Origin of the sequence: Citrobacter sp. Ce104 (genome assembly GCF_030334595.1) — a bacterium.
Classification (GTDB): domain Bacteria; phylum Pseudomonadota; class Gammaproteobacteria; order Enterobacterales; family Enterobacteriaceae; genus Citrobacter; species Citrobacter europaeus.
This window is the reverse complement of sequence record NZ_JAOWDP010000046.1, coordinates 74,219-93,736: the sequence shown is the minus strand read 5'-3', so window position 1 is coordinate 93,736 and position 19,518 is coordinate 74,219. Positions and strand designations below refer to the sequence as shown.

Annotated in this window: 18 protein-coding genes and 1 tRNA gene; 15 read left to right on the top strand and 4 right to left on the bottom strand. The window is 53.1% G+C overall.

The genetic code is table 11. The features are described 5' to 3' along the window. Positions 1–13 precede the first annotated feature (13 nt). The 13 genes from rpmF (at position 14) to ptsG (ending at position 12,089) form a co-directional block, all read left to right on the top strand. Entirely contained in the window at positions 14–187 is a 174-nt protein-coding gene (rpmF, locus tag OGW16_RS03515; protein ID WP_003036242.1) for a 50S ribosomal protein L32, read from the top strand. Positions 188–309: 122 nt separating this feature from the next. Further along, a complete protein-coding gene (gene plsX, locus OGW16_RS03510; RefSeq protein WP_072033327.1) occupies positions 310–1,389 on the top strand; it encodes a phosphate acyltransferase PlsX in 1,080 nt (359 codons plus the stop codon). Positions 1,390–1,466: 77 nt separating this feature from the next. Continuing rightward, positions 1,467–2,420, top strand: a complete 954-nt coding sequence (fabH, locus tag OGW16_RS03505) for a beta-ketoacyl-ACP synthase III (RefSeq protein WP_016152639.1) — start codon at positions 1,467–1,469, stop codon at positions 2,418–2,420. 15 nt (positions 2,421–2,435) lie between these two features. Next, the gene (gene fabD / locus OGW16_RS03500; protein WP_043015923.1) at positions 2,436–3,365 is read left to right on the top strand and encodes an ACP S-malonyltransferase; all 930 of its coding nucleotides are present in this window, start codon (positions 2,436–2,438) and stop codon (positions 3,363–3,365) included. Positions 3,366–3,377: 12 nt separating this feature from the next. Next, positions 3,378–4,112 (top strand): 3-oxoacyl-ACP reductase FabG, encoded by a 735-nt coding sequence (gene fabG / locus OGW16_RS03495; RefSeq protein WP_016149936.1) that lies wholly within the window; start codon positions 3,378–3,380, stop codon positions 4,110–4,112. 154 nt (positions 4,113–4,266) lie between these two features. Next, entirely contained in the window at positions 4,267–4,503 is a 237-nt protein-coding gene (gene acpP / locus OGW16_RS03490) for an acyl carrier protein (protein WP_000103754.1), read from the top strand. 85 nt (positions 4,504–4,588) lie between these two features. After that, complete coding sequence (fabF, locus tag OGW16_RS03485) at positions 4,589–5,830, top strand: beta-ketoacyl-ACP synthase II (protein ID WP_043015924.1); 1,242 nt, start codon at positions 4,589–4,591, stop codon at positions 5,828–5,830. Between the two features lie 134 nt (positions 5,831–5,964). Further along, the gene (pabC, locus tag OGW16_RS03480) at positions 5,965–6,774 is read left to right on the top strand and encodes an aminodeoxychorismate lyase (RefSeq protein ID WP_075146321.1); all 810 of its coding nucleotides are present in this window, start codon (positions 5,965–5,967) and stop codon (positions 6,772–6,774) included. 2 nt (positions 6,775–6,776) lie between these two features. After that, complete coding sequence (gene yceG / locus OGW16_RS03475; protein WP_172862918.1) at positions 6,777–7,799, top strand: cell division protein YceG; 1,023 nt, start codon at positions 6,777–6,779, stop codon at positions 7,797–7,799. Then, the gene (gene tmk / locus OGW16_RS03470) at positions 7,789–8,430 is read left to right on the top strand and encodes a dTMP kinase (RefSeq protein WP_043015927.1); all 642 of its coding nucleotides are present in this window, start codon (positions 7,789–7,791) and stop codon (positions 8,428–8,430) included. Before yceG ends, tmk begins: the two co-directional genes overlap by 11 nt. Then, positions 8,427–9,431 (top strand): DNA polymerase III subunit delta', encoded by a 1,005-nt coding sequence (gene holB, locus OGW16_RS03465; RefSeq protein WP_286517892.1) that lies wholly within the window; start codon positions 8,427–8,429, stop codon positions 9,429–9,431. The genes tmk and holB overlap by 4 nt, the downstream gene beginning before the upstream one ends. Before the next feature lie 10 nt (positions 9,432–9,441). Then, positions 9,442–10,239, top strand: coding sequence for a metal-dependent hydrolase (locus OGW16_RS03460; protein WP_043015929.1), 798 nt, complete (start codon positions 9,442–9,444; stop codon positions 10,237–10,239). A 416-nt stretch (positions 10,240–10,655) separates the two neighbouring features. Next, a complete protein-coding gene (gene ptsG, locus OGW16_RS03455) occupies positions 10,656–12,089 on the top strand; it encodes a PTS glucose transporter subunit IIBC (protein WP_003036277.1) in 1,434 nt (477 codons plus the stop codon). 55 nt (positions 12,090–12,144) lie between these two features. On the opposite strand, the gene OGW16_RS03450 is transcribed toward ptsG, so the two are convergent. The 4 genes from OGW16_RS03450 to OGW16_RS03435 form a co-directional block, all read right to left on the bottom strand. Beyond that, complete coding sequence (locus OGW16_RS03450) at positions 12,145–13,923, bottom strand: aminopeptidase P family protein (protein ID WP_286517890.1); 1,779 nt, start codon at positions 13,921–13,923, stop codon at positions 12,145–12,147. A 15-nt stretch (positions 13,924–13,938) separates the two neighbouring features. Further along, the gene (locus OGW16_RS03445; protein ID WP_043015931.1) at positions 13,939–15,393 is read right to left on the bottom strand and encodes an AMP nucleosidase; all 1,455 of its coding nucleotides are present in this window, start codon (positions 15,391–15,393) and stop codon (positions 13,939–13,941) included. Positions 15,394–15,511: 118 nt separating this feature from the next. Next, positions 15,512–16,828 carry a shikimate transporter gene (gene shiA / locus OGW16_RS03440; RefSeq protein ID WP_043015932.1) on the bottom strand — a complete coding sequence of 439 codons (1,317 nt, stop codon included), beginning with the start codon at positions 16,826–16,828 and terminating at the stop codon, positions 15,512–15,514. A gap of 216 nt (positions 16,829–17,044) precedes the next feature. Continuing rightward, positions 17,045–17,120 (bottom strand) — tRNA-Asn (locus OGW16_RS03435). Positions 17,121–17,446: 326 nt separating this feature from the next. Between OGW16_RS03435 and nac the strand changes: the two genes are divergently transcribed. Further along, the gene (gene nac, locus OGW16_RS03430) at positions 17,447–18,364 is read left to right on the top strand and encodes a nitrogen assimilation transcriptional regulator NAC (protein ID WP_043015933.1); all 918 of its coding nucleotides are present in this window, start codon (positions 17,447–17,449) and stop codon (positions 18,362–18,364) included. 101 nt (positions 18,365–18,465) lie between these two features. Further along, positions 18,466–19,416, top strand: coding sequence for an HTH-type transcriptional regulator Cbl (gene cbl, locus OGW16_RS03425; protein WP_200000474.1), 951 nt, complete (start codon positions 18,466–18,468; stop codon positions 19,414–19,416). Positions 19,417–19,518 lie beyond the last annotated feature (102 nt).

Below are 19,518 nucleotides of genomic sequence, written 5' to 3'. Positions count from 1 at the left end.
AGGAGTAAGGTCCATGGCCGTACAACAGAATAAACCAACCCGTTCCAAACGTGGCATGCGTCGTTCTCATGACGCTCTGACCGCAGTCACCAGCCTGTCTGTAGACAAAACTTCTGGTGAACAACACCTGCGTCACCACATCACTGCCGACGGTTTCTACCGTGGCCGTAAGGTAATCGCTAAGTAATCACGCATGACTCGATGGCTTTCCCGCTACGGTGAGAAAGACAAAGAGTACACGCGTGATGAAGCTTAGTGAGGCTTTCCCCGGGTAACTGGGGAAACACCTAACCGGGCAGCGACGATACCTTGACACGTCTAACCCTGGCGTTAGATGTCATGGGGGGAGATTTTGGCCCTACCGTGACAGTGCCTGCAGCATTGCAGGCACTGAATTCTAATTCGCAACTCACACTTCTTTTAGTCGGGGATCCCGATACAATCACGCCATTACTTGCCAAAGCTGACTTCGAACAACGTTCACGTCTGCAGATTATCCCTGCTCAGTCAGTTATTGCCAGTGATGCCCGGCCCTCGCAAGCTATTCGCGCCAGTCGTGGAAGCTCAATGCGTGTTGCCCTGGAGCTCGTGAAAGAAGGTCGAGCGCAAGCCTGTGTGAGCGCCGGTAATACGGGCGCGCTAATGGGACTTGCGAAGTTATTGCTCAAACCTCTTGAGGGGATTGAGCGTCCTGCGTTGGTGACGGTTTTACCCCATCAGCAAAAGGGCAAAACGGTGGTGTTGGATTTGGGCGCCAACGTGGATTGTGATAGCACGATGTTGGTGCAATTTGCCGTCATGGGTTCCGTGCTGGCAGAAGAGGTGGTTGGCATTGCCAATCCCCGAGTTGCGTTGCTCAACATCGGCGAAGAAGAAACCAAGGGTCTCGACAGTATTCGGGATGCTTCTGCAGTGCTAAAAACAATCCCTTCTATTAATTATATCGGCTATCTTGAAGCCAATGAGTTACTGACTGGCAAAACCGATGTGTTGGTCTGTGACGGCTTTACAGGTAATGTCACATTAAAGACGATGGAAGGTGTTGTCAGAATGTTCCTTTCACTGCTGAAGTCTCAGGGTGAGGGCAAAAAACGGTCGTGGTGGCTGCTGTTATTAAAACGTTGGTTACAAAAAAGCCTGACAAGGCGATTTAGTCACCTCAACCCCGACCAGTATAATGGCGCCTGTCTGTTAGGATTGCGCGGCACGGTGATTAAGAGTCATGGTGCGGCCAATCAGCGAGCATTTGAAGTCGCGATTGAACAGGCAGTGCAGGCGGTGCAGCGACAAGTTCCTCAGCGAATTGCCGCTCGCCTGGAATCTGTATACCCAGCTGGATTCGAACTGCTGGACGGTGGCGAAAGCGCAACCTCACGAGCACACAGATAACGATGTGTTTGTGAATGCAGCCAACGTATCAGCGATTTGCTCGTGGCGGTATATAACCAAAAAGTGACTGAGCGTACATGTATACGAAGATTATTGGTACTGGCAGCTATCTGCCTGAACAAGTGCGTACTAACGCCGATTTGGAAAAAATGGTTGAGACATCTGATGAGTGGATCGTTACTCGTACAGGTATCCGTGAACGCCATATTGCAGCGCCAAATGAAACAGTTGCGACGATGGGCTTTGCCGCCGCAAACCGCGCAATTGAAATGGCGGGCATCGACAAAGAACAAATTGGTCTGATTGTGGTTGCCACCACGTCATCCACTCACGCATTTCCAAGCGCGGCATGCCAGATCCAAAGTATGCTTGGGATCAAAGGCTGTCCGGCGTTTGATGTTGCGGCCGCTTGTGCCGGTTTCACTTACGCGCTGAGCGTTGCCGACCAGTACGTTAAGTCTGGCGCAGTGAAGCATGCTCTGGTGGTTGGCTCAGATGTTCTGGCCCGTACCTGTGATCCAACCGATCGCGGAACGATCATTATTTTCGGTGATGGCGCGGGTGCGGTTGTACTGAGCGCATCTGAAGAGCCAGGCATTCTCTCCACGCATCTGCACGCGGATGGTCGCTATGGCGAACTGTTAACGCTGCCTAATGCCGATCGCGTTAACCCGGAAAACCCGATCCACCTGACGATGGCGGGTAACGAAGTCTTTAAAGTCGCGGTGACCGAGCTTGCACACATCGTTGATGAAACGCTGGAAGCGAATAATCTCGACCGTTCTGCGCTGGACTGGCTGGTGCCGCATCAGGCAAACCTGCGTATTATCAGCGCAACAGCGAAAAAGCTGGGTATGTCGATGGATAATGTCGTCGTGACGCTCGACAGACATGGCAATACCTCCGCGGCCTCCGTACCGTGTGCCCTGGATGAAGCTGTCCGCGACGGGCGTATTAAAGCTGGGCAGTTGATATTGCTTGAAGCCTTTGGGGGTGGATTCACCTGGGGCTCTGCGCTGATTCGTTTCTAGTATAAGGATTTAACCATGACGCAATTTGCATTTGTGTTCCCGGGGCAGGGTTCCCAGACCGTTGGGATGTTGTCTGAAATGGCGGCAAACTACCCAATTGTTGAAGAAACTTTTGCTGAAGCATCAGCTGCGCTGGGCTATGATCTGTGGGCGTTGACTCAGCAGGGTCCGGCCGAAGAACTGAATAAAACCTGGCAGACGCAGCCAGCGCTGTTGACCGCCTCGGTCGCGCTTTATCGCGTATGGCAGCAGCAGGGTGGCAAAACACCTGCGCTGATGGCGGGTCACAGCCTGGGCGAATACTCTGCGCTGGTATGTGCGGGTGTTATCGGTTTTGCCGATGCCGTACGTCTGGTTGAACTGCGTGGTAAATTCATGCAGGAAGCCGTGCCGGAAGGCACTGGCGGCATGTCTGCTATTATCGGTCTGGACGACGCTGCTATCGCTAAAGCGTGTGAAGAGTCGGCCGAAGGCCAGGTGGTTTCACCGGTTAACTTTAACTCACCGGGTCAGGTGGTTATTGCCGGGCACAAAGAAGCCGTAGAACGTGCTGGCGCTGCCTGTAAAGCTGCTGGCGCTAAACGTGCTTTGCCGCTGCCGGTCAGCGTTCCTTCTCACTGCGCGCTGATGAAGCCTGCTGCTGAGAAACTGGCTGTTGAATTGCAAAAAATCACGTTTAACGCGCCGACCGTTGCGGTTGTCAACAACGTCGACGTGAAGTGCGAAACCGACGCTGACGCTATTCGCGATGCGCTGGTTCGTCAGCTGTACAGCCCGGTTCAGTGGACTAAAACCGTTGAATTTATGGCATCCCAGGGCGTAGAGCACCTGTATGAAGTTGGTCCGGGTAAAGTTCTGACCGGTTTGACGAAACGTATTGTTGACACCCTGACTGCTTCGGCACTGAATGAGCCGGCGGCACTGTCTGCGGCGCTAGAGCAATAAAAGAGGAAGACCATGAGTTTTGAAGGAAAAATCGCGCTGGTTACCGGTGCAAGCCGTGGCATTGGCCGCGCAATTGCTGAGACACTCGTTGCCCGTGGCGCGAAAGTTATCGGTACTGCCACCAGCGAAAGCGGAGCGCAGGCCATTAGTGATTACTTAGGTGCAAATGGTAAAGGTCTGATGTTGAATGTGACCGATCCGGCATCTATCGAATCTGTTCTGGAAAATATTCGCGCAGAATTTGGTGAAGTCGATATCCTGGTCAATAATGCCGGGATTACTCGTGATAACCTGTTAATGCGCATGAAAGATGACGAGTGGAACGATATCATCGAAACCAACCTGTCATCTGTTTTCCGTCTGTCAAAAGCGGTAATGCGAGCTATGATGAAAAAGCGTCATGGGCGTATTATCACTATCGGTTCTGTGGTTGGTACCATGGGAAATGCGGGTCAGGCTAACTACGCTGCGGCGAAAGCGGGTCTGATCGGCTTCAGTAAATCACTGGCGCGCGAAGTTGCGTCTCGTGGCATTACTGTAAACGTTGTTGCTCCGGGCTTTATTGAAACGGACATGACGCGTGCGCTGTCTGATGATCAGCGTGCGGGTACGCTGGCGGCAGTACCTGCGGGTCGTCTTGGCGAACCGAAAGAAATCGCCAGTGCGGTTGCATTTTTAGCTTCTGACGAAGCAAGTTACATCACAGGTGAGACTTTGCACGTCAACGGCGGGATGTACATGGTTTAACCACGATGAAAAATATTTGCGTTATTGTAGGTCTTGGCCTCAAAATAACGTAAAATCGTGGTAAGACCTGCCGGGATTTAGTTGCAAATTTTTCAACATTTTATACACTACGAAAACCATCGCGAAAGCGAGTTTTGATAGGAAATTTAAGAGTATGAGCACTATCGAAGAACGCGTTAAGAAAATTATCGGCGAACAGCTGGGCGTTAAGCAGGAAGAAGTAACCAACAATGCTTCCTTCGTTGAAGACCTGGGCGCAGATTCTCTTGACACCGTTGAGCTGGTAATGGCTCTGGAAGAAGAGTTTGATACTGAGATTCCGGACGAAGAAGCTGAGAAAATCACTACCGTTCAGGCTGCCATTGATTACATCAACGGCCACCAGGCGTAAGTGAACATCTCCAGGCGGTCATTCGACCGCCTGAGTTTTATCTTTTTATCCCACTTGAATTATTTTCCCTCCCTGGAGGACAACCGTGTCTAAGCGTCGTGTAGTTGTGACCGGACTGGGCATGTTGTCTCCTGTCGGCAATACCGTAGAGTCTACCTGGAAAGCTCTCCTTGCCGGTCAGAGTGGCATCAGCCTGATCGACCATTTCGATACTAGCGCCTATGCAACGAAATTTGCTGGCTTAGTAAAGGATTTTAACTGTGAAGACATTATCTCGCGCAAAGAACAGCGCAAGATGGATGCTTTCATTCAATATGGAATTGTCGCTGGCGTTCAGGCCATGCAGGATTCTGGCCTCGAAATTACGGAAGAGAACGCTCACCGTATTGGCGCCGCTATTGGCTCTGGTATTGGCGGTCTCGGTCTTATCGAAGAAAACCATACCTCTCTGGTAAACGGTGGACCGCGTAAGATCAGCCCGTTCTTCGTTCCGTCGACGATTGTTAACATGGTGGCAGGTCACCTGACCATCATGTACGGCCTGCAAGGGCCAAGCATCTCCATCGCGACGGCCTGTACTTCAGGCGTACATAACATCGGTCATGCCGCACGTATCATTGCATACGGCGATGCAGACGCGATGGTTGCGGGTGGTGCAGAAAAAGCCAGTACGCCGCTGGGCGTGGGTGGTTTTGGCGCAGCACGCGCGTTGTCTACGCGTAATGATAACCCGCAAGCGGCAAGCCGCCCGTGGGACAAAGATCGTGATGGCTTCGTGTTGGGCGACGGCGCAGGCATGGTGGTACTGGAAGAGTACGAGCATGCAAAAGCGCGCGGTGCAAAAATTTATGCTGAAGTCGTTGGTTTTGGCATGAGCAGCGATGCTTACCACATGACGTCACCACCGGAAAACGGTGCAGGCGCTGCGCTGGCAATGGTCAACGCATTGCGCGATGCGGCTATCGAAGCAGGTCAGATCGGCTATGTTAACGCGCATGGTACGTCTACTCCTGCAGGTGATAAAGCTGAAACCCAGGCAGTGAAATCTGTCTTTGGCGATGCGGCAAGCCGTGTGATGGTCAGCTCCACTAAATCCATGACCGGACACCTGTTGGGTGCGGCGGGCGCGGTAGAGTCTATTTTCTCTATACTGGCGCTACGCGATCAGGCTATCCCACCAACCATCAACCTGGATAACCCGGATGAAGGTTGTGACCTGGACTTCGTACCTCACGAAGCGCGTCAGGTTAGTGGTCTGGAGTTCGCCCTGTGTAACTCCTTCGGCTTCGGTGGCACTAACGGCTCTTTGATCTTTAAAAAGATTTAAGTTCGTCAGGTGATGCGTTAGCATCGATAGCAATTTAAAAAGGTCCGCTTGTCGGGCCTTTTTTATTCGGTTTTCCACCCTTGTCCTGTGTACCTCATCCTGCCAAACTAGCGGACCAGAAATAAGGAGCCACCATGTTCTTAATTAATGGCTGCGAGCAAAATATGCTGGCCGCAAGCGATCGAGCGACCCAATTTGGTGATGGCTGTTTTACCACTGCGCGCATTATTAACGGTGAAATATGCCTCTTTGCAGCGCATCTTGAACGTTTACAAAACGCTTGCCAAAAATTGCTGATCTCTTTCGAACATTGGTCAGAGCTGGAAAGTGAAATGAAAATGCTGGCGCAAGGGCACTCGCGTGGTGTGTTGAAAGTTATTGTCAGCCGTGGCAGCGGTGGCCGGGGTTACAGTGGTGCAAACTGTCGCAATGCCACACGTATTATCTCTGTTTCAGCCTGGCCCGATCATTACGATCGTTGGCGGCAAGAGGGGATTACGCTGGCGCTAAGCCCAGTGCGACTGGGGCGTAATCCGCTACTTGCCGGACTTAAACATCTGAATCGACTGGAGCAGGTGTTGATTCGCTCTCATCTTGAGCAGACGGACGCAGATGAAGCGCTGGTCCTTGACAGTGAGGGATGGGTTACGGAATGCTGTGCGGCTAATTTGTTCTGGCGTAAGGGCGATGTGGTATACACTCCCCGGCTGGATCAGGCAGGCGTGAACGGCATTATGCGACAATTCTGTATCCGGATGCTGGCACAATCGCCGTTCAGTATTGTCGAAAAGTATGCCGGGTTGGAAGAGGTTATGCAGGCCGATGAAATTGTCGTCTGTAACGCGTTAATGCCTGTTATTCCCGTGCGTGCTTGTGGCGACACATTGTTGTCTTCACGTTTGTTATTCGATTTTTTAGCCCCACTTTGTGAGCACCCGAATTAGTCATGAAAAAACTGTTACTCGTTGTCCTGTTATTGCTGGTTGTGCTGGGCATTGCCGCGGGAGTGGGAATGTGGAAAGTTCGCCATCTGGCGGACAGTAAATTATTGATTAAAGAAGAGACGATTTTTACGCTGAAAGCGGGTACGGGCCGTCTGGCTCTCGGCGAACAGCTGTATGCCGACAAGGTTCTCAATCGTCCGCGCGTGTTCCAGTGGTTGCTGCGAGTGGAACCCGAACTGTCGCATTTTAAAGCCGGAACCTACCGTTTTACGCCCGATATGACGGTGCGGGACATGCTGCAACTGCTGGAAAGCGGTAAAGAGGCGCAGTTTCCGTTACGTCTGGTTGAAGGGATGCGCCTGAGCGATTACCTCAAACAGCTGCGTGATGCCCCGTATATCAAACATACGCTGAGCGATGATAGCTACGAGACCGTTGCCGAGGCGCTGAAGCTGGAAAATCCGCAATGGGTGGAAGGCTGGTTCTGGCCAGATACCTGGATGTATACCGCCAATACAACCGACGTGGCGTTGCTAAAACGTGCGCATCAGAAGATGGTTAAAGCGGTGGATACCGTCTGGGAAGGGCGCGCTGAAGGCCTGCCTTATCAGGACAAAAATCAGCTGGTAACCATGGCCTCCATTATCGAAAAAGAGACAGCGGTAGCCAGCGAGCGCGATCAGGTGGCTTCAGTCTTTATTAACCGCTTACGTATCGGTATGCGTTTACAAACCGATCCGACGGTGATTTACGGGATGGGGACACGGTATAATGGCAAATTGTCGCGTGTGGATTTAGATACCCCAACCGCCTATAACACCTACACCATTACGGGGCTACCGCCTGGCCCGATTGCCATGCCGGGAGGGGCCTCGTTGCAGGCCGCGGCGCATCCGGCAAAAACGCCGTACCTCTATTTCGTGGCTGACGGTAAAGGTGGCCATACGTTTAATACCAATCTTGCCAGCCATAACCGGTCCGTGCAGGATTACCTGAAAGTGCTTAAGGAAAAAAATGGGCAGTAACTATATCGTCATCGAGGGCCTGGAAGGCGCCGGAAAAACCACCGCGCGTAACGTGGTTGTAGAGACACTTGAGCAACTCGGTATTCGTGACATGGTTTTCACCCGTGAACCTGGTGGAACGCAGCTCGCTGAGAAACTAAGAAGTCTGGTGCTGGACATTAAATCGGTGGGTGACGAGGTCATCACCGATAAAGCCGAAGTTCTGATGTTTTACGCCGCACGCGTACAACTGGTCGAAACCGTTATTAAACCTGCGCTGGCAAAAGGCGCATGGGTAATTGGCGACCGCCACGATTTGTCGACTCAGGCGTATCAGGGGGGCGGGCGCGGCATCGATCAAAACATGCTGGCGACCCTGCGCGATGCGGTGCTCGGTGATTTTCGCCCGGACCTGACGCTCTATCTGGACGTGACTCCGGAAGTTGGATTGAAGCGCGCGCGCGCGCGCGGCGAGCTGGATCGTATTGAGCAGGAATCTTTCGATTTCTTTAATCGCACCCGCGCGCGTTATCTTGAGCTGGCGGCCAAAGATGCCAGCATTCGTACTATCGACGCGACGCAGCCGCTGGAGTCTGTGATGGCAGATATCCGCAATACCATCACCCAGTGGGTGAAGGAGCAGCGCGCATGAAATGGTATCCATGGTTACGACCGGATTTTGAAAAACTGGTAGCCAGCTATCAGGCGGGTCGTGGTCACCATGCGTTACTGATTCAGGCGTTACCCGGTATGGGCGACGATGCGCTGATTTACGCGCTCAGCCGCTATTTAATGTGCCAGCAGCCCGAAGGACATAAAAGCTGCGGACAGTGCCGGGGCTGTCAGCTGATGCAGGCGGGGACGCATCCTGACTACTACTCGCTGCTGCCGGAAAAAGGCAAAAGCACGCTTGGGGTTGATGCGGTACGCGAAGTGAGTGAGAAATTGTACGAGCATTCACGCCTGGGCGGTGCGAAAGTGGTGTGGATCCCGGATGCCGCCCAGCTAACTGACGCTGCCGCCAATGCCTTGTTAAAAACGCTGGAAGAGCCTCCGGCGCAGACCTGGTTCTTCCTCGCCAGTCGAGAGCCTGCACGTTTATTGGCCACGCTACGTAGCCGCTGTCGGTTACACCACCTTGCGCCACCGGCTGAGTCGTACGCTATTTCCTGGCTTGCCCGAGAAGTGACCGCGTCACCAGAAGCGCTGCTTAGCGCATTACGCCTGAGCGCAGGTTCGCCTGGCGCAGCACTTACGCTGTTACAGGCTGAAAGCTGGGCGCATCGCACAGATTTTTGTGCGGCACTGGGGAACACATTAAACGCAGGAGACTGGTATATCTTGCTCGCGGCGTTAAACCACGATCAGGCTGCCGCCCGTTTACACTGGCTGGCAACGTTGTTGACGGATGCGTTGAAACGTCCATATGGGGTTTCCCATTTAACGAATCCTGATGCGCTGGACCTGATATCTTCTATCGCAGAACGGTTATCCGTCGCCCAGATACAGGCGATACTCGGTGACGTTTGTCAATGCCGTCAGCAGTTGCTGAACATAACAGGCATAAACCGTGAACTGGTGCTAACCGACCTTATCCTGCGTATTGAGCATTACCTGCAACCGGGCACCGTACTGCCTGTTCCCCATCTTTGAGAGAGACATTATGTTTTTAGTCGACTCACACTGCCATCTTGATGGCCTGGATTATCAATCTCTGCATAAGGACGTGGATGACGTGCTGGCGAAAGCGGCCGCACGTGATGTGAAATTCTGTCTTGCCGTTGCGACCACTCTGCCAGGATACCGCAGTATGCGCGAACTGGTCGGTGAGCGTGACAATGTGGTTTTCTCCTGCGGCGTGCATCCGTTAAATCAGGATGAAACCTATGATGTTGAGGAGCTGCGCCGCTTTGCCGCCGAAGAGGGGGTGGTGGCAATGGGAGAAACCGGTCTGGACTATTTTTATACGCCGGAAACAAAGGTGCGCCAGCAGGAATCTTTTATCCACCATATTCAGATTGGCCGCGAATTACAAAAGCCGGTCATCGTGCATACCCGCGATGCGCGAGCCGATACGCTGTCTATTCTGCGCGAAGAAAAAGTGACGGATTGTGGCGGCGTACTACACTGTTTTACAGAGGACAGAGAAACGGCGGGGAAATTGCTGGACCTCGGTTTTTATATCTCGTTTTCCGGCATCGTCACGTTCCGCAACGCAGAACAGCTCCGTGATGCCGCCCGCTATGTTCCTCTGGACCGGTTATTGGTTGAGACGGATTCTCCCTACCTTGCGCCTGTACCGCATCGTGGGAAAGAAAACCAGCCCGCCATGACTCGTGACGTTGCGGAGTACATGGCCGTAGTGAAAGGTGTTGCCGTTGAAGAACTGGCGCAGGCAACCACTGAGAACTTTGCCCGCCTGTTTCACATCGACGCTTCTCGCCTACAATCAGTTCGTTAACTGACTTTTTTTTAAGCTCGTAATTAATCACCAATGCGAGTAAAGTTCACCGCCACAAAATGGGCGGTGAATAACCAGTTTGACACATTCAGAAACTCATTTTACCGGAATGTGCGGATTTTGCGGCCATCCACGACTGAATTGTGATAGCCGTCAAACAAAAACAAACTGAATTATTTTACTCTGTGTAATAAATAAAGGGTACTTAGATGCCCTGTACACGGCGAGGTTCTCCCCCCTCGCCAATGCGTGAGAACGTAGAATACACAAAGTCATTCAGGCTGCATCAAGGCGGCAAGTGAGTGAATTGCAGGAGCTTACTTGAGTAAGTGACTGGGATGATCGAGCGCAGCCAACGCTGAGGCGGTTTGAAGGATGAAGTGTATAAGCACAAATACTCAGGAGCACTCCTAATTATGTTTAAGAATGCATTTGCTAACCTGCAAAAGGTCGGTAAATCGCTGATGCTGCCGGTATCCGTACTCCCGATTGCAGGTATTCTGCTGGGCGTCGGTTCCGCTAACTTCAGCTGGCTGCCAGCCGTTGTATCGCACGTAATGGCAGAAGCAGGCGGTTCTGTTTTTGCAAACATGCCGCTGATTTTTGCTATCGGTGTTGCGTTAGGCTTCACCAACAACGACGGCGTATCTGCACTGGCATCCGTTGTTGCTTACGGCATCATGGTCAAAACCATGGCTGTTGTTGCGCCGCTGGTTCTGCATTTACCTGCTGAAGAGATCGCCGCTAAACACCTTGCTGATACGGGTGTTCTCGGGGGGATTATCTCCGGTGCGATTGCAGCGTATATGTTCAACCGCTTCTACCGTATCAAATTGCCTGAGTATCTGGGCTTCTTTGCGGGTAAGCGCTTCGTTCCTATTATTTCTGGTCTGGCCGCCATCTTCACGGGTGTGGTTCTGTCCTTCATTTGGCCACCAATCGGTACTGCTATTCAGACGTTCTCCCAGTGGGCTGCTTACCAGAACCCGGTCGTGGCGTTCGGTATCTATGGCTTCATTGAACGCTGCCTGGTGCCGTTTGGTCTGCACCATATCTGGAACGTTCCATTCCAGATGCAGATCGGTGAATACACCAACGCTGCAGGTCAGGTTTTCCACGGCGACATCCCTCGCTATATGGCGGGTGACCCGACTGCAGGCAAACTGTCCGGTGGCTTCCTGTTCAAAATGTACGGTCTGCCGGCTGCCGCTATTGCTATCTGGCACTCTGCTAAACCTGAAAACCGCGCGAAAGTGGGCGGTATCATGATCTCCGCAGCGCTGACCTCGTTCCTGACCGGTATTACCGAGCCGATCGAGTTCTCCTTCATGTTCGTGGCGCCGATCCTGTACATCATCCACGCGATTCTGGCTGGTCTGGCATTCCCGATCTGTATCCTGCTGGGTATGCGTGACGGTACGTCGTTCTCCCACGGTCTGATCGACTTTATCGTTCTGTCCGGCAACAGCAGCAAACTGTGGCTGTTCCCGATTGTCGGTATCGGTTATGCGATCGTGTACTACACCATCTTCCGTGTGCTGATCAAAGCGCTGGACCTGAAAACGCCGGGTCGTGAAGATGCTACCGAAGACAGCAAAGCAGGCGCATCCGGTGAAATGGCTCCGGCTCTGGTTGCAGCATTCGGCGGTAAAGAAAACATCACTAACCTCGACGCGTGCATCACTCGTCTGCGCGTCAGCGTGGCTGACGTTGCCAAAGTGGATCAGGCTGGCCTGAAGAAACTGGGTGCGGCGGGCGTTGTGGTAGCTGGTTCCGGTGTTCAGGCTATCTTCGGGACGAAGTCCGATAACCTGAAAACTGAAATGGATGAGTACATCCGTAACAGCTAAGCAGTAAGAAGTTGGGGAGAACTAAGGCAGCCTGCGGGCTGCCTTTTTTATTGTATTAATTAGCCTGAACGCGAATCGGCGCGGTAGCGGCGAACAGCCACGGACGTGCCTCTGCGTTCACGCGAGGGGATAACGACTCTCTGACCTGCTGGTGATAATCATCAATCCACTGCTTCTCTGCATCGCTGAGCAGATGCCGTTCAACCAGATTCAAATCAATCGGCACCAGCGTCAACGTTGAGAAACGACAGAAACCAGGACGACTGTTGATAATCTCCACCTGATTCTCAATACGGATCCCATATTGCCCGGCAAGATAATAACCCGGTTCGATGGTAATGATATTGCCTGCTACCAAAGGCCAGGGGTTTACTTTTTTGGCGATGCGATGGGGCTGCTCATGAATAAGTAGCTGATGGCCGACCCCATGTCCTGTTCCATGATCAAAATCCAGACCTAAATCCCACAACGCCCGACGGCTAAAGGCATCCAGTTGATGTCCCTGAGTACCGCTGGGGAACTGCAGCGAGATAAGCGACAAAAAGCCTTTCAACACGGCTGTGTAATGCAGACGACGCTGCGGATCCTGTGGACCAAACGCGAGGGTGCGCGTCGTATCCGTCGTACCATTATGGTACTGGCCGCCGGAATCATTCAGGTACATGGCCTGAGAGGTAATTGGCGTATTGGTTTTTTCACTGGAGTGGTAATGGCACATTGCGGCATTGCTGGCAGAGGCTGAAATCGTGCTAAAACTTTGCTCGATAAATCCCGGCTGCTGCTGGCGAAATTCCAGTTGCTTTGCCTGCGCTTCCAGTTCGGTGACCGGATTGCCTGCAGCTTCGCGCAAGGGGACTTCATGCGTAAGCCAGGCGAGGAAGTTAACCCAGGCAGCGCCATCCTGCTCATGGCATTCCCGATAGCCTGCCAGTTCCACGTCATTTTTGTGCGCTTTCATCAGGGTGATAGGGTCAGGAGCCCACAAGACGTTGCCGCCGCGTTCTTCAATGGCAAAACGCAACGCAACCGGGGCGTAGTCTCTATCGACCAGGAAGCGCTTACCCTTGGCCAACTGCTGGCAGCGCGCCAGGAAACTCTCTTGCGGGGCCAGCGTAAGCGTATTCAGCAGCGATGCGGGGAGCTGCTGCGTTTTGTTGCTATCCACAAACCATTCCAGCTCACCGCTGCGATGGAGCAGGGCAAACGAAAACGGCACTGGCACCATGGCCAGATCCGAACCGCGTACATTCAACAGCCAGGCAATGTTATCCGGCAGGGTGATCGCCAGGACGTCGGCCTGGTGCTGAATGAGTTGCTCCACGACGCGGGCACGCTTTTGCGTACTGCTTTCCCCGCTGATTTCAATGGGCATTTCACGAATGATTCCACAGGGTGCCGCCGGGCGGTCGAGCCACACCTGGTCAAAAGGATCCTGTGCAAGAGGCACCAACTCGCAATGCGTTGCTGAAAGCGCTTCAAACTGGCTGTTGACCATCAGCAGCGGTTCAAAGCCGATACGCGCGCCCGCTGTAACGTGAGACTGCAAATAGTCAGCCAGCGGTTCATCGTGTAAATGATGAATTTCAAAATCATCAAGCGAGACTTCATTGCGCACCTGGACCTGATAACGTCCATCGACAAACATTAATGCGCGGTCTTGCAGGACCAGCGCGAGTCCCGCAGAGCCGCTAAAACCGGTAAGCCAGGCCAGCTTATTGTCATGCGGCGTACAATCTTCGCTTTGATGAGCGTCGGCACGCGGGACAATCATGCCATCCAGCCCCTGCGCTATCAGCAGGTTACGCAGGGCGGAAAGAGGAGTTGAGTTGTGCATAGTTACCTTCAGGCCTTAACGGAACGGCGGTTCGTTGAACGTACGTAATTTACGGGAGTGCAGTCGGTCGCCTTCAGCACGCAGACGATCGATAGCCCGGATACCTATTTGCAGGTGCTCGGAAATGGCGCCTTCATAAAAACGGTTGGCCTGACCAGGCAGTTTGATCTCGCCATGGAGCGGTTTATCGGAAACGCACAGCAGCGTGCCGTAAGGAACGCGGAAGCGGTAGCCCTGGGCGGCGATGGTGGCGCTTTCCATATCGATAGCCACCGCGCGGCTGAGGTTGAAACGCAGCGCAGAAGCGGAATAGCGTAATTCCCAGTTGCGATCGTCAGTGGTGACGACGGTACCGGTACGCAGGCGCTGTTTAACCTCTTCACCGGGCATACCGCTGACTTCTTTGGTGGCGTCATACAGTGCGCGCTGTACTTCCGCAATGCTCGGAATTGGGATATCCGGCGGTAGAACTGCATCCAGCACGTGATCGTCACGCAGATAAGCGTGGGCCAGAACATAGTCGCCAATCGCCTGGCTTTCACGCAGCCCGCCACAGTGCCCAATCATCAGCCAGACGTCAGGGCGCAGTACGGCCAGATGATCGCAAATGGTTTTGGCGTTAGACGGGCCAACGCCAATATTGACCAGCGTGATCCCCTGACCGTCGGCGGTGATTAAATGCCAGGCAGGCATCTGGTGTTTCTTCCAGGCGAGGTCGGAGATGGCTTCTTCCGGAGCTTCAGTTTCTGCGGTGATCCAGATCCCGCCTGCGCATGACAGCGCGATATACGGGCTGTCCGGGTCGAGGATCTGGCTGCAGCCCCAGCGCACGAACTCATCGACGTAGCGGGTGTAGTTGGTGAACAGCACAAAAGGCTGAAAATGTTCAACCGGCGTTCCTGTGTAGTGACGCAGTCGTGCCAGCGAAAAATCTACGCGTCGGGCGTCGAAGTGCGACAACGGGGAGAATTCCGCCGGATGAAAAATCCCGTCTGCCGTTTCGTCACCAATCTGGGACAATTCTGTAGTGGGAAAATGGCGCGTTAATCCGGCGCTCATCGAGCGGTCAAGCGTCAGTTCAGAACCGTCAATGACGTATGGATAGGGAATTTCATGCAGCGATGGCTCGACGGAGATATGCGCATCATAATCCTGATACAGCAGCGTGAGCTGTTCCTCAAGATACGGACGAAAAAGCGATGGACGGGTAATCGTCGTGGTGTAGCTGCCCGCGTGGGTAAAACGGCCATAGGCGCGGGTTTTCGGGGGATTTGTGGCGCTGCCGTCCCAGGTGACACAAAGCGACGGGTAAACAAAAAGACCATTATGGCGGGCTGTTACGTCAGGGAGTATCCCTGTTTCAATATACTTACCAATGGCGCTTCGCAGTGCTTTAACCGACTGCTCGTACAGCGCGTCCAGTTTATCCAGTGCCTGAGCCGGTGTCAGGCTGGAGCCCTTATTGATCATGTCTGTCTCCTTGTTCCACAGATGTACTGCTCTCCCGATAGTATGTCACAGGAATATGAAACAAAAGTCAGACGTTGAGGAAGATTGTGCGAAGGCCGGACGACCTTCGCACCATGGCTTAACCGTGCTGCTTATCCCGCATCAGCAATGCGGTGGCGGCAGAAATAAGACAACCAGCCATCAGATAAATGGCCACGCTATGCCAGTCTCCGCCCGAAAATGTCACCAGTGCCGCAGCAATGAAGGGCGTAAAACCGCCGCCAACCACGCTTGCTACCTGATAGCCAACGCCTGCGCCGCTGTAGCGGTAGCTTGCGCCAAACAAACCGGTAAACATAGGCTGCTGCACGCAGACCACCATATCGTGCGCGATGTTGGCTAACATAATCGCGAAGAACACGATCCAGAAAATAGACTGTGCTTCCAGCGCCATAAAGAACGGGAAGGCGCTCAGCGTACCGACCAGTGCGCCGGTAATGTAGACGCGCCGACGACCAAAGCGGTCCGCGAGCCAGGCAAAGCAGGGGATAGTCAGACAGCTCAGTCCACCCACTAACAAGCCAATATTCAGAAACAGCTCGCGGGGCAGACCCAGGTTCTGCGTGGAGTAATTAAGAGCAAACGCGGTGACGATATACATCGTCAGCAGTTCACATAAGCGCAGAGCGATAATTTTTAAAAATGCGCCCGGATGACGGATTAACGCCTCGACTACCGGTAGCCGCTTTTTCTCTGGCTGCGGTGCCTGCTGCTGCTGTTCAAATTCGGCAGATTCATCCATACGGTTACGCATCCACAATGCCCCCAAAACCAGCACAATGCTGAACAGGAACGGAATACGCCAGCCCCAGCTCAGGAACTGCTCATCGGTGGTTTGCGAGCTAATCAGCGAGACCAGACCGGTAGAGAGCAGCAGTCCGACGCCGTAACCTACCTGAACGCCACTGCTGTAGAAGGCTTTTTTGTTTTTCGGCGCGCTTTCAACCGAGAGTAACGCCGCGCCGCCCCATTCACCGCCAACGGCGAATCCCTGAATAGCACGCAGCGTTACCAGCAGCACAGGGGCCCACCAGCCAATGGTGTCAAAGGAAGGAATAATCCCTATCAGCGCAGTAGCAATCCCCATCATCCAGACGGTGAGCATCAGCATACGTTTACGGCCCAGGCGATCGCCGAAGTGGCCGAAGATCACCCCGCCTAGTGGGCGGAACAAAAATCCGACGCCAAAGGTGGCGAATGCGGCAAGCGTTCCCATCGCTGGGCTGACCTGCGGGAAGAACTCGCGATTAAAGACCAGCGCGGCGGTGATGCCATAAAGCAGAAAATCATACCAGTCGACCACGGCGCCAGCGAAGCTACCAAGCGCAGCGCGTCGGGCACGATGAAGCGAAGAGGCGTCCTGTTGGGGACCCGTGGAGGTGAGGGTGGAATCCATAGTTATCCTGTCTGTACTGTCTTTTAGTTATTAGTATTTAGGTTGGGTTACACACATTGCAGTCGATATATTAACGACCGTTATGAGATTACCGCGACAGATGCGATGAGAAAACGATTATCTCTCTCAACATGGGACAAGATGAAAAATAAGACGAATGAAAAACAGTAATGCAGAAAAGCAAAAAGCCCGCTAAAAAGCGGGCTTTTCTAAATATGGCTCCTCTGACTGGACTCGAACCAGTGACATACGGATTAACAGTCCGCCGTTCTACCGACTGAACTACAGAGGAATCGTTTGAACGAGGCGCATATTAGCGAGGGTGATGAGGCTTGTCAAAGGGGGAAATACATTTGTGCGTTCGTTTGCTGACAAAATCAGCAAAGCGGCGATCTTTCCATCTTTTTAAGCTTTTGCCCCATTCTGGTGCGCGCCTACCTCTTCCAGGGCAATCAAAGTAAGCCATACAGATGTCAATAATGTTCTTTTTGCACCTTTGCTCCAGACTTTACGCGGTTTTAGCCGTAAAACACGGCATATGACGAAACTGGCAAGCATCTTGCAATCCTGAATTCAATGACTGCCAGCACGGGTTCTGGTATTCCGACAGGAGGCAAAATGAACTTCAGACGACTGAAATATTTCGTGAAAATCGTCGATATTGGTAGCCTGACCCAGGCAGCGGAAGTGTTGCACATTGCGCAACCTGCGCTAAGCCAGCAGGTCGCCACGCTGGAAGGCGAGCTGGATCAGCAATTGCTGATTCGCACCAAGCGTGGCGTCACGCCGACGGAAGCGGGGAAAGTGTTGTATACCCATGCCCGGACCATTTTGCGTCAGTGCGAACAGGCGCAGCTTGCGGTTAATAATGTGGGCCAGACTCTTGGGGGACAGGTCTCAATTGGCCTCGCGCCAGGTACGGCGGCGTCATCCATCACTATGCCGTTATTACAGACAGTGCGTGCAGAACTGCCAGAGGTACTGGTCTATTTGCATGAAAACAGTGGGGCGGTGCTGAATGACAAGCTGCTCAGCGGGCAATTAGATATGGCGGTACTCTATGAGCGTTCACCCGTGGCGGGTATCAGCAGCCAGCCGTTGCTAAAAGAGGATCTTTACCTGGTCGGCACGCGTGAGTGTCCGGGGCAAAGCGTCGATCTGGCCACTGTGGCGCAGATGAATCTGTTTTTACCACGGGATTACAGCGCAGTTCGTCTGCGTGTGGATGAAGCTTTCTCGCTACGTCGCTTAACCGCTAAAGTCATTGGCGAAATTGAGTCTATTGCCACCTTAACGGCCGCTATTGCCAGCGGTATGGGCGTTACGGTATTGCCTGAGTCGGCGGCTCGTTCATTGTGCAATGCTGCAAACGGCTGGATGGCGCGGATAACAACCCCATCGATGAATCTGCCATTATCATTGAACGTCTCGGCCAGAGGGAGCTTATCGCCTCAGGCACAGGCCGTGAAGGAAATCCTGTTATCGCTGGTTAGCCGCCCTGCGCTGGAAAACCGTGAGCTGCAGCTGGTCAGCTAAACCTTATTCCCGCGAGGAATAAGATGCAGGTTTTTATTATTTGTTATGCCGGGCGTCAGACTTTAACAATAGCGTAATGTCTGATGTGCCCGGAGCGAAAAGTGAATTTCCAGCAACTTAAAATAATCCGCGAGGCGGCCCGTCAGGATTACAACCTGACGGAGGTCGCGAATATACTGTACACCTCCCAGTCTGGCGTCAGCCGACACATTCGTGAACTTGAAGATGAACTGGGTATCGAGATATTTATCCGTCGCGGTAAACGCCTGCTGGGCATGACCGAACCGGGTAAAGCCTTGCTGGTTATTGCTGAACGTATTTTGAATGAGGCCAGCAACGTTCGCCGACTGGCGGATCTGTTTACCAATGACACGTCCGGTGTACTGACGATCGCTACCACGCATACCCAGGCGCGTTATAGCCTGCCAGCAGTAATTAAAGCCTTTCGTGAGCTGTTCCCTGAGGTGCGACTGGAACTGATCCAGGGCACGCCGCAGGAAATCGACGTGCTGCTGCAAAATGGCGGGGCAGATATCGGGATCGCTAGTGAGCGACTCAGCAGCGATCCACTGCTGGTGGCTTTTCCCTGGTTTCGTTGGTATCACAGCCTGCTCGTGCCACATGATCATCCCTTAGTGAAGACTTCTCCTCTCACGCTGGAATCCATCGCCCACTGGCCGTTGATTACCTATCGTCAGGGGATCACGGGACGTTCCCGTATCGATGAGGCGTTCGCGCGTAAAGGGTTAGTGCCGGATATTATCCTCAGTGCCCAGGATTCGGATGTGATTAAAACCTATGTGTCGCTGGGTTTGGGGATTGGACTGGTGGCAGAACAATCCAGTGGCGAGCAGGAGGAGGGGAGCTTGACCCGTCTGGATACCCGGCACTTATTTGATGCAAATACGGTCTGGCTGGGCCTGAAACGCGGGCAACTGCAGCGCAACTACGTCTGGCGATTTATCGAGCTATGCAACGCAGGGTTATCCGTCGATGAAATCAAACGCCAGGCGATGGAACCGGATGACACCGTGATTGACTATCAAATTTAAGGATAACGTTATATCTATCTCATGAATTGATAAACCAATGGCTCAGGTTATAAGTGCGGTTTTGTTATGGCGATTTTCGGCTGTAACATGTCGCGCTTAAAC

Bases quoted from the DNA above. Each gene is read 5' to 3' on its own strand.
- rpmF (WP_003036242.1), top strand. From the start codon at position 14: ATGGCCGTACAACAGAATAAACCAACCCGTTCCAAACGTGGCATGCGT.
- fabH (WP_016152639.1), top strand. From the start codon at position 1,467: ATGTATACGAAGATTATTGGTACTGGCAGCTATCTGCCTGAACAAGTG.
- fabD (WP_043015923.1), top strand. From the start codon at position 2,436: ATGACGCAATTTGCATTTGTGTTCCCGGGGCAGGGTTCCCAGACCGTT.
- fabG (WP_016149936.1), top strand. From the start codon at position 3,378: ATGAGTTTTGAAGGAAAAATCGCGCTGGTTACCGGTGCAAGCCGTGGC.
- acpP (WP_000103754.1), top strand. From the start codon at position 4,267: ATGAGCACTATCGAAGAACGCGTTAAGAAAATTATCGGCGAACAGCTG.
- pabC (WP_075146321.1), top strand. From the start codon at position 5,965: ATGTTCTTAATTAATGGCTGCGAGCAAAATATGCTGGCCGCAAGCGAT.
- yceG (WP_172862918.1), top strand. From the start codon at position 6,777: ATGAAAAAACTGTTACTCGTTGTCCTGTTATTGCTGGTTGTGCTGGGC.
- tmk (WP_043015927.1), top strand. From the start codon at position 7,789: ATGGGCAGTAACTATATCGTCATCGAGGGCCTGGAAGGCGCCGGAAAA.
- holB (WP_286517892.1), top strand. From the start codon at position 8,427: ATGAAATGGTATCCATGGTTACGACCGGATTTTGAAAAACTGGTAGCC.
- OGW16_RS03460 (WP_043015929.1), top strand. From the start codon at position 9,442: ATGTTTTTAGTCGACTCACACTGCCATCTTGATGGCCTGGATTATCAA.
- ptsG (WP_003036277.1), top strand. From the start codon at position 10,656: ATGTTTAAGAATGCATTTGCTAACCTGCAAAAGGTCGGTAAATCGCTG.
- OGW16_RS03450 (WP_286517890.1), bottom strand. From the start codon at position 13,923: ATGCACAACTCAACTCCTCTTTCCGCCCTGCGTAACCTGCTGATAGCG.
- OGW16_RS03445 (WP_043015931.1), bottom strand. From the start codon at position 15,393: ATGATCAATAAGGGCTCCAGCCTGACACCGGCTCAGGCACTGGATAAA.
- shiA (WP_043015932.1), bottom strand. From the start codon at position 16,828: ATGGATTCCACCCTCACCTCCACGGGTCCCCAACAGGACGCCTCTTCG.
- nac (WP_043015933.1), top strand. From the start codon at position 17,447: ATGAACTTCAGACGACTGAAATATTTCGTGAAAATCGTCGATATTGGT.